6 protein-coding genes, 1 tRNA gene and 1 pseudogene are annotated in these 7951 nt (G+C 65.5%); 5 read left to right on the plus strand and 3 right to left on the minus strand.

Annotation, left to right across the window (positions count from 1 at the left end):
- Positions 1 to 513, minus strand: a pseudogene (locus ACY5KJ_RS14760) (MMPL family transporter); the annotation flags it as partial.
- A gap of 118 nt (positions 514 to 631) precedes the next feature.
- Between ACY5KJ_RS14760 and ACY5KJ_RS14765 the strand changes: the two are divergent.
- A complete protein-coding gene (locus ACY5KJ_RS14765) occupies positions 632 to 772 on the plus strand; it encodes a hypothetical protein (protein WP_462203603.1) in 141 nt (46 codons plus the stop codon).
- 400 nt (positions 773 to 1172) lie between these two features.
- Positions 1173 to 1248: transfer RNA gene (locus ACY5KJ_RS14770), tRNA-Thr, on the plus strand.
- Between the two features lie 268 nt (positions 1249 to 1516).
- Here the strand turns inward: ACY5KJ_RS14770 and ACY5KJ_RS14775 are convergent.
- Positions 1517 to 2230 (minus strand): IS6 family transposase, encoded by a 714-nt coding sequence (locus ACY5KJ_RS14775; RefSeq protein ID WP_462203604.1) that lies wholly within the window; start codon positions 2228 to 2230, stop codon positions 1517 to 1519.
- A 75-nt stretch (positions 2231 to 2305) separates the two neighbouring features.
- On the opposite strand from ACY5KJ_RS14775, the gene ACY5KJ_RS14780 reads away from it, so the two are divergent.
- The 3 genes from ACY5KJ_RS14780 to ACY5KJ_RS14790 all read left to right on the plus strand — a co-directional run bounded on the left by ACY5KJ_RS14780 (position 2306) and on the right by ACY5KJ_RS14790 (position 4011).
- Complete coding sequence (locus ACY5KJ_RS14780) at positions 2306 to 2533, plus strand: DUF433 domain-containing protein (protein ID WP_035953249.1); 228 nt, start codon at positions 2306 to 2308, stop codon at positions 2531 to 2533.
- Positions 2530 to 2898, plus strand: coding sequence for a DUF5615 family PIN-like protein (locus tag ACY5KJ_RS14785; RefSeq protein ID WP_462203605.1), 369 nt, complete (start codon positions 2530 to 2532; stop codon positions 2896 to 2898). Before ACY5KJ_RS14780 ends, ACY5KJ_RS14785 begins: the two co-directional genes overlap by 4 nt.
- Positions 2899 to 3258: 360 nt before the next feature.
- Positions 3259 to 4011 carry an O-methyltransferase gene (locus tag ACY5KJ_RS14790; protein WP_462188311.1) on the plus strand — a complete coding sequence of 251 codons (753 nt, stop codon included), beginning with the start codon at positions 3259 to 3261 and terminating at the stop codon, positions 4009 to 4011.
- A gap of 145 nt (positions 4012 to 4156) precedes the next feature.
- On the opposite strand, the gene dnaE is transcribed toward ACY5KJ_RS14790, so the two are convergent.
- Positions 4157 to 7705 carry a DNA polymerase III subunit alpha gene (gene dnaE, locus ACY5KJ_RS14795; RefSeq protein ID WP_462203606.1) on the minus strand — a complete coding sequence of 1183 codons (3549 nt, stop codon included), beginning with the start codon at positions 7703 to 7705 and terminating at the stop codon, positions 4157 to 4159.
- Positions 7706 to 7951: the final 246 nt, after the last annotated feature.

The raw sequence follows: 7951 nt of genomic DNA on the forward strand, positions 1-7951 counted from the left end.
GCCCAACCCCACCTGAAGCTCGGGGCCGCTGTAGGACCGGGCCGTGGCCGAGACCCGTCTGATCGCGCCGAGGTCGAGTTCGAGCGCCGACGCTTTCATGATTACCGGAGCCACCGCCGTGCGCCCGTCGGCACTGACCGGTGACACACCCAGCACCGTCCTGCCTAGTGGTCCGAACGGGTCGGCGACGGTGAGTACCCCCGGCAGCTTCCCGACGTCGGCGAGCAACTCCTCGACCTGCTGGTGCACCAGCGGGTCCGCCAGCGTGCCGCGCCTGGCGTGCAGCACGATCTGTTCGGTGTCCGGCAGGACGCCGCCTGGAATCACCTTGCGCGCCAGATTCATTGCCCGCTGCGACTCGGAACCGGGAACCGACACATCGTGGCTATATTGCGCGTGACCTGCGATCACGAAGAACACCGCAGGCAGGAGGAGCACCGCCCACATGCCGACCGCGATCCAGCGATGGCGGGCACACAGACGTGCGACGCCTGTCAACGCAACGATCAGCATGGTTGGCCCTTCGTTATTTTGGACAACCTATCTCGCGGGCAAGCAACGTCAATTACTCTTTGGAGTCGAAATGAAATAACTTGCGCGTTTCGAACCCTCCACAGGCCTGTGACCTGCGATGATGCTCTCGATCACGTATTTGTTACTTCATTACGTCCCCTTTGGTGGGGCTCTTTGGTGGGGATCATCGTCCGATAATTCTAGAGACGATTCACGAGAGACCACACTTTACGGCGTTCCCGCACGCCTGGCCTCGTGATCGACCGTACCGCCACGAACTGCCCGACAACCGCTGTGACAAAATTTGTTCACCAGTTCCGGCACCACATTTTTCGGTGGCAAGAATGTGGACGGCGGTATCGGTGCCGGTCGGGGTACCCCGATGGCGGCACTGACCGGGCTGACCGGGCTGACCGGGCTGACTAGGCCCGAGCGGGCCGAGCGGGAGCTCCTCGCCCGCTTCACGGCCGAGGAGCGGGTCCCGACACGTCTACCGGCTGTAGGTGCTCGCCGGGTTCGAGCCGGGCAACCGGCGGGAGCACGCCACGGGCACCCTTTTGATCTTGCCGAGCCGGCGGCGCCCGCGAACCGCGGCCGGCGGCGAACCGGCCGATGGCCTCAGCGTCTCAGTGCGGCGGTCGGGTATCGTGAGATCATCCGCCGGCGTGGCGCAATTGGTAGCGCACTCGACTTGTAATCGAGCGGTTAGGGGTTCGAGTCCCCTCGCCGGCTCCAGACAGATGGTCTCTGACCTGCGGTTTCGCGAAATCGGAGATCATCTATTCAAGATCGAAATGGGTTTGTGTGCGCATTGTGTGCGCATTCGGCAGGGTCGCGCTCAGAACGATCATCGACGGGGTGTCGTCTTCGGGCTCCTGAGTCGGGATCCGCGGTCGCAATGCCACCTCCCAAAGCGGTTACATTCCGTCACCATCGGCCGGTCCCGTGGGCGCTGTTGCATTGCGGGGAAGCTGGACATGCCAGCGACCGGAGCGTCTGCTGATCAGACTGCTGCGGCGAGTTCGGTGAACGCGGCTGCCAGCCGCAGGTGCGGGCTGCTGTCGATCCCGAGTTCGTAGTAGCCGCGGCGGATGTTCTGCACCAAGGCGTGCCCGGCACTGACAGTTTGGACCGAACGCAGCCGTTTCAGTCCGCGCATCGGCCGGAGCCGTGCTTTCAACCGGCCATGATCGGCCTCGATCCGGTTGTTCTCCCGGGCGGCGTCGATGTGGCAGGCCTCGGGAAGCAGCTCATCGAGGAGCCGCGGGTAGACAGACGCCTTGTCGGTAGTGACCTCGGCTGGCCGGCGACCTTGGGCCAGTGCCCGAACGAAGAAGCGCCGGGCAGCGGCCTGGTCACGGCGGGTGCTGGCCAGGACATCGATGACCTGGCCATGCTGGTCAACCGCCCGGTACACGTAGGTCCACCAGCCGGCGACCTTGACGTAGGTCTCGTCGATAAACCACCTGTTCCCGGGTCGGTGTCGACACGGCCGGGCCGCCTCGGCCAGCAAGGGCGTGAAGCGCTGCACCCACCGGTAGATCGTGACGTGATCGACCGCGAGACCGCGTTCGACGAGCAGTTCCTCGACGTCCCGGTACGACAGGGCGAACCGCAGGTACCACCGCACCGTAAGGACGATCACCTCGGGTGGGAACCGGAACCCCGCGAACTCCGACGCCGGAACCGGTGGACAGGCACGGCCTCGACCCGTCACTCAGCCATGACTGATCAGGATCCGCGATGCCGGACTCCGCCGATGCCACACGCCTCCGACGGTAGACTCCTGGCCATGGCCGTCGTCAGCCGCATCACCGCCGATCCCGCGATCATGGCGGGTGCGCCGGCGATTCGTGGTACCCGGATCACCGTGTCCGCGGTGCTGGGTCAGCTCGCGGCCGGCTCGACGGTCGAGGAACTGCTCGCCGACTATCCGTCGCTCACCCGCGACGACGTGCTCGCTGCTCTCGCGTTTGCCGCGGAGACAATGCCGCAAGAGCGTCCGTTCATCGCCGCATGAGGTTTCTCGTCGACGAGAACCTCTCACCGCGGGTTGCCGAACTGCTGCGCGACAAGGGCATGGACGCAACGCACGTCCTCGAGCACGGGCTTGGCGGTTCCCCGGATACCGAGGTCAGCGCGTTCGCCGTCACCGAGAGACGTTCGATCATCTCCGCCGACAGCGACTTCACGACTCTGCTCGCACTCAGCCGGGGCATCGCTCCCTCGCTGGTCCTGCTCCGGTCCGGCGACCAGCTCAAGCCCGACGCGCAAGCCGCCCTGCTGCTGGCCAATCTGCCTGCGCTGGAAGCCGACCTCGAACAGGGCGTCGTCATATCGCTCAGCACCACCCACGTACGGGTCCGTCGACTCCCGCTCCACTGAGTACTGCTACCCCCGATCCGGCCCGCAGTCTCCGCGCAGGTCCCACACTAGACCGCAATCAACTACGTACCGTAGTCGGAGCGTCTCTGTGTCCAGAAAGTTATGTATGTCTGCCATGTCGGTGTGTCGTGCGCCGCACCCGGGCGGCCTGTGTGCGCATTGTGTGCGCGGATGCTCCGGCACGGCGCGGCATCGGCCGGCACGTTCCGGCACGGAAATCGCCCTGACCTCGGATTTTGCGGCACGGGGCGGCACGTTCCGGCATGCTCCGATACGCGGTGATTCGTCTTGTAATCGAGCGGTTAGGGGTTCGAGTCCCCTCGCTGGCTGCGCCACACTCACAGCGTGTGAAAGGCTGCCATGTACCAGCCGTCGATCGGCCTCCTGGACACCTTCTACACCACCCTTCGCGCCGGCTGCGCTCGCCTCTCCGACGGCGGGGGACCGTTCGGCTTCGACATCACTACCGCGCTGCAGGTCGACTACCTGATCGACGCCTATGGATGTGACGGCATCATCAAGACTGGCTGCTTCCTCGGCGACACCACCGACTACCTCGCCCGGCTCTACCCCACTCTGCCGATCATCACCTGCGACGTCGTCGAGGAGCACGCCGCATTCGCCCACACCCGGCTACGCGACCGGCCGAACACCACCGTGGTGACCGGCGACTCCGCGGCTGTGCTGGCGTCGCTCACCGGCCGGTTCGATCGGCCGCTGGTCTACCTCGATGCCCACTGGTACGACCGCTGGCCACTGGCCGACGAGTTGGCCGCGGTCCAGGCCGGGATCGTCGCTGTTGACAACGTCGACCTCAGCCATCCCCGGTTCGGCTACGACTCCTACGACGGGCAGCCGCTCAACGTCGCCCGGCTGGGCGGCCTCGTCGACCTGGAGACGCTGTACCTGGGCGACCCGTCCATCGCCTACCCGTACCCCTGCCTGGAAGTCGGCCGCCGCTCCGGCACGGCGTATCTACCGTTGGGCCTCGGCGCTCACCCGCTGGCAGCGGGGGGCATGTTCCAGCCGGTACCGCTGCGGCCTGCTCCGACGCTGCCGACCTGGCCGGACGGACCACACGCACCTGCCCGGGTGTCACAGGTCGCCTCGTAGCCACGCCTGATAGTCGACTTCCCACGCCTGGAGGTCGACGGCCGGCACGGCCAGCGTTGCCACCCAGTGTGTCAGCAACGCGGCGGACTATCCGTCGAGCACAGCACCACCTCGGCAGGCTGTCTCGCCTCCGGCGACGGGTCGCTCATACGGTGACCGCTCGGGCACCCAGCAGGGCCTTGAGATCCCCGAGTAGCGAACTACTCGCCTGCACCTGGAGTTCGAGCAGGAGCAGATGCGTGTTCTGCGGGCCTTCGAGACGCAGGTGCACCGGAGTTGTCCCGGGATGAGTCGTCAGGACGAGTTTGAGGTCATCGACCAGCGGTGGTGTGATCTTGTGTGACGGCAGAGTGATGACGACAGGCGGCCCGTTCACGTGCGTCGCGACATCGACCACCGTCAGGTCCTGGGCGAACAGCGAGACCGACCCCTCCCGCTCGTTGATCCTGCCCCGCACCGAGATGACCGCGTCGGTCACGAGCGCGTACGAATGGACCTCGTAGGACTGGGGGAAGAACAGCACCTCGACGGAGGCGTCGAGATCCTCGACGGTCACGATCGCCCACGCCTTGGCGGTGTTCTTGTTGATCCGCCGGTCGATCTTGCTGATGATGCCGGCGATCTGTACGGTCGTCCCGTCGTTGGCCTCGGCGAGGTCGACGATCCGGGTGTCGCGGTGGCGATCCAGCGCCCGCTCGGCACCCTCCAGCGGATGCGAGGACACGTACAGGCCGAGCATGTCGCGTTCCTGAGCCAGCAGCTCCTTTTTCGGCCATTCGGGGCCGGACAGGTCCAGGTCGAGTCCTAGCGCCGGGCTCTCCTCCTCTCCGGCGCCCCCGTCGCCGAACAGGTCGAACTGGCCGATGGCCTCGGCCCGCTTCGTGATGATCACTGCGTCGATCGCGTTCTCGTGCACATTGACCAGCACACGGCGGTGATGGCCCAGCGAGTCGAACGCCCCCGCCTTGATCAGCGAGTCGATGGTGCGCTTGTTGCACACCCCGATGTCGACCTTCTGCAGGAAGTCAGCGAACGACTCATACGCGCCCTTCCTCCGCCGGGCCGCGACTATCGAGGCGACGACGTTCTCCCCAACATTACGGACGGCCCCCAGGCCGAAACGGATCGAGTCACCGACCGCACCGAACCGCAGATCCGACTCGTTGACGTCGGGGGGCAGGACCTGGATACCCATCCGGCGGGTCTCGGCCAGGTACACCGCCATCTTGTCCTTGTCGTCACCGACGGACGTCAGCAGCGCCGCCATGAACTCGGCCGGGTAGTTGGCCTTGAGGTAGGCCGTCCAGAACGACACGACGCCGTACCCGGCGGTGTGGGACTTGTTGAACCCGTAGCCGGAGAATGGGACGAGCACGTCCCACAGCGCCTGGACCGCCGTGTCGGTGTAGCCCTTCTCCCTCATCCCGGCGGAGAAGCGAGCGAACTCCTTGTCCAGGATCTCCTTCTTCTTCTTGCCCATCGCGCGGCGCAGCAGGTCGGCGCCGCCGAGGCTGTAGCCGGCCAGCTCCCGGGCGATGGCCATGACCTGCTCCTGGTAGACCACCAGGTGGTAGGTCTCGCCGAGGATGGGCTCCAGCGCCTCGGCGAGCTCGGGGTGGATCGGGAGGATCTCCTTGCGGCCGTTCTTGCGGTCGGCGTACTCGATGTGGCTGTTGGCCGCCATCGGGCCGGGCCGGTAGAGCGCGAGCACGGCGGCGATGTCGCCGAACTTCGTCGGTGCCATCAGGCGCAGCAGGTTACGCATCGGTCCGCCGTCGAGCTGGAACACCCCGAGCGTGTCGCCGCGGGCGAGCAACTCGAAGGCCTTCGTGTCCTCCAGGGGGAGGGTGGACAGGTCGATGTCGACGTTGCGGTTACGCTTGACGGCCTCGATCGCGTCACCGATGACGGTGAGGTTCCGCAGGCCGAGGCAGTCCATCTTGAGCAGGCCCATCTCCTCGCACTGAGGAAACGGGAACCCGGTGATGATCGCGCCGTCATTGTCGCGGCGATGGATCGGCAGGACATCCAGCAGCGGCTCCGAGCACAGGATGACCCCGGCGGCGTGGACACCAGTGCCGCGGGTGAGCCCCTCCAGCCCCTGCGCGGTGTCGATGACCTTCCGAACCTTGGTGTCGGTCTCGTACTGGGCCCGGACCTCGGCGGCCTCACCGTACCGCTCATGGTTCGGGTCGAAGATCCCGGCCAGCGGGATGCCCTGGCCCATCACATCCGGCGGCATCGCCTTTGAGATCTTGTCGCCGAGGACGTAGTCGTAACCCAGCACCCGGCACGAGTCCTTGATCGCGGCCTTGGCCTTGATGGTGCCGAAGGTGTTGATCTGCGCGACGCGGTCCTCGCCGTACTGCTCGGTGATGTAGCGGATCACCTCACCGCGTCGACGTTCGTCGAAGTCCAGGTCGATATCCGGCGGGCTGATCCGCTCCGGGTTGAGGAACCGCTCGAAGATCAGCGCGTGCTCGATCGGGTTCAGCTCGGTGATACCCAGGATATAGGCGATCATCGACCCGGTCGCCGATCCACGCCCCGGACCCAGCCCGATGCCCCGATCTCTCGCGAACTTGCAAATGTCGGCGACGACCAGGAAGTAAGCCGGGAAACCCATCTTGTCGATCACGCCGACCTCGTAGTCGACGCGCTCGACCACATCGGCGGGCACGCCCGCAGGGAAGCGCCACGTCAGTCCGCGGTCGATCTCCTTGCGCAGCCAGGACAGCTGCGTCTCACCCTCGGGGACAGGGTAGCGCGGCATCCGGTCCACAAACTTGAAAACATCGTCGTAGGACTCGACGCACTCGGCGATAAGCAGAGAGCTGTCGCAGGCCCCGGGGACCTCACTGTCCCACAGGTTGCGCATTTCCTCCGGAGACTTGAGGTAATATCCCGATCCGTCGAATTTGAAACGGGTCGGATCGTCGAGTTTTTTACCGGTGCCGACGCACAGCAGCACCTCGTGGCTTCCCGCCTGATCCTGGGTCACATAGTGCGAGTCGTTCGTGGCCAGCGGGCGAAGCCCCAGCTTGTCGCCGATGTCGAGCAGCCCCTGGCGGACGCTGCGCTCGATCGGCAAACCGTGATCCATCAACTCCAGGAAGAAGTTGTCCGTGCCGAAGACCTCCTGGTAGGTGGCCGCCGCGGTGAGCGCCTTGTCGAACTGGCCCAGACGAAGCCTAGTCTGCACCTCACCCGACGGGCAGCCCGTCGTCGCGATGATCCCTTCGGAGTACTGGGAGACCAGCTCGTGGTCCATCCGCGGCTTGCGGTAGTAGCCCTCGATCGACGCGATCGACGACAGCCGGAACAGGTTGCGCAGCCCGGCCCCGTTGGCCGCGAGCATCGTCATGTGGGTGTAGGCGCCGCCACCGGACACGTCACCACCCTCACCCGCAGGGTCGACGTCGCGCTGCGAACGCTCACCCCACAGGACAGGCCGCTTGTGATGGCGCGACTCGGGCGCCAGGTACGCCTCAATCCCGATGATCGGCTTGACACCCGCGGACTTCGCACCCTGATAAAATTCGTAGGCGCCGAACATGTTACCGTGGTCGGTCATCCCGACGGCCGGCATCCCCAGCTTCGCCGCTTCCTTGAAAAGCAAGCCCGTTTTCGCCGCACCGTCCAGCATCGAATACTCAGTGTGCACGTGGAGGTGAACAAAAGAATCCGCCGGCATCCCAGTCCCCTCTCGCCCGCAACGGCCCGCCGGTCGGAGTCTAACCCCGCCACTCAGAGCCACCAGAGAGGCACGCGGCACAACAGCCCCTAAGTGTGTTGATCCCTCAAAGATAATTCGTTGAGATCAACGGCGGATTCGTCAGCACTCCCGAGGAAGCAGCGACGCGATCAGGCAAGCTCTGCGCCGTGACCAACCACGTGCCGCGCGAGCGCGCCTCCTCGCTGTCCGCTGGTACCTGCGATA

The sequence above is a fragment of the Frankia sp. CcWB3 genome, from assembly GCF_977927595.1.

What these genes read in the sequence shown, in the direction of transcription:
- ACY5KJ_RS14765 (WP_462203603.1), top strand. Translation starts at nt 632, where the DNA reads ATGATGCTCTCGATCACGTATTTGTTACTTCATTACGTCCCCTTTGGT.
- ACY5KJ_RS14780 (WP_035953249.1), top strand. Translation starts at nt 2,306, where the DNA reads ATGGCCGTCGTCAGCCGCATCACCGCCGATCCCGCGATCATGGCGGGT.
- ACY5KJ_RS14785 (WP_462203605.1), top strand. Translation starts at nt 2,530, where the DNA reads ATGAGGTTTCTCGTCGACGAGAACCTCTCACCGCGGGTTGCCGAACTG.
- ACY5KJ_RS14790 (WP_462188311.1), top strand. Translation starts at nt 3,259, where the DNA reads ATGTACCAGCCGTCGATCGGCCTCCTGGACACCTTCTACACCACCCTT.
- dnaE (WP_462203606.1), bottom strand. Translation starts at nt 7,705, where the DNA reads ATGCCGGCGGATTCTTTTGTTCACCTCCACGTGCACACTGAGTATTCG.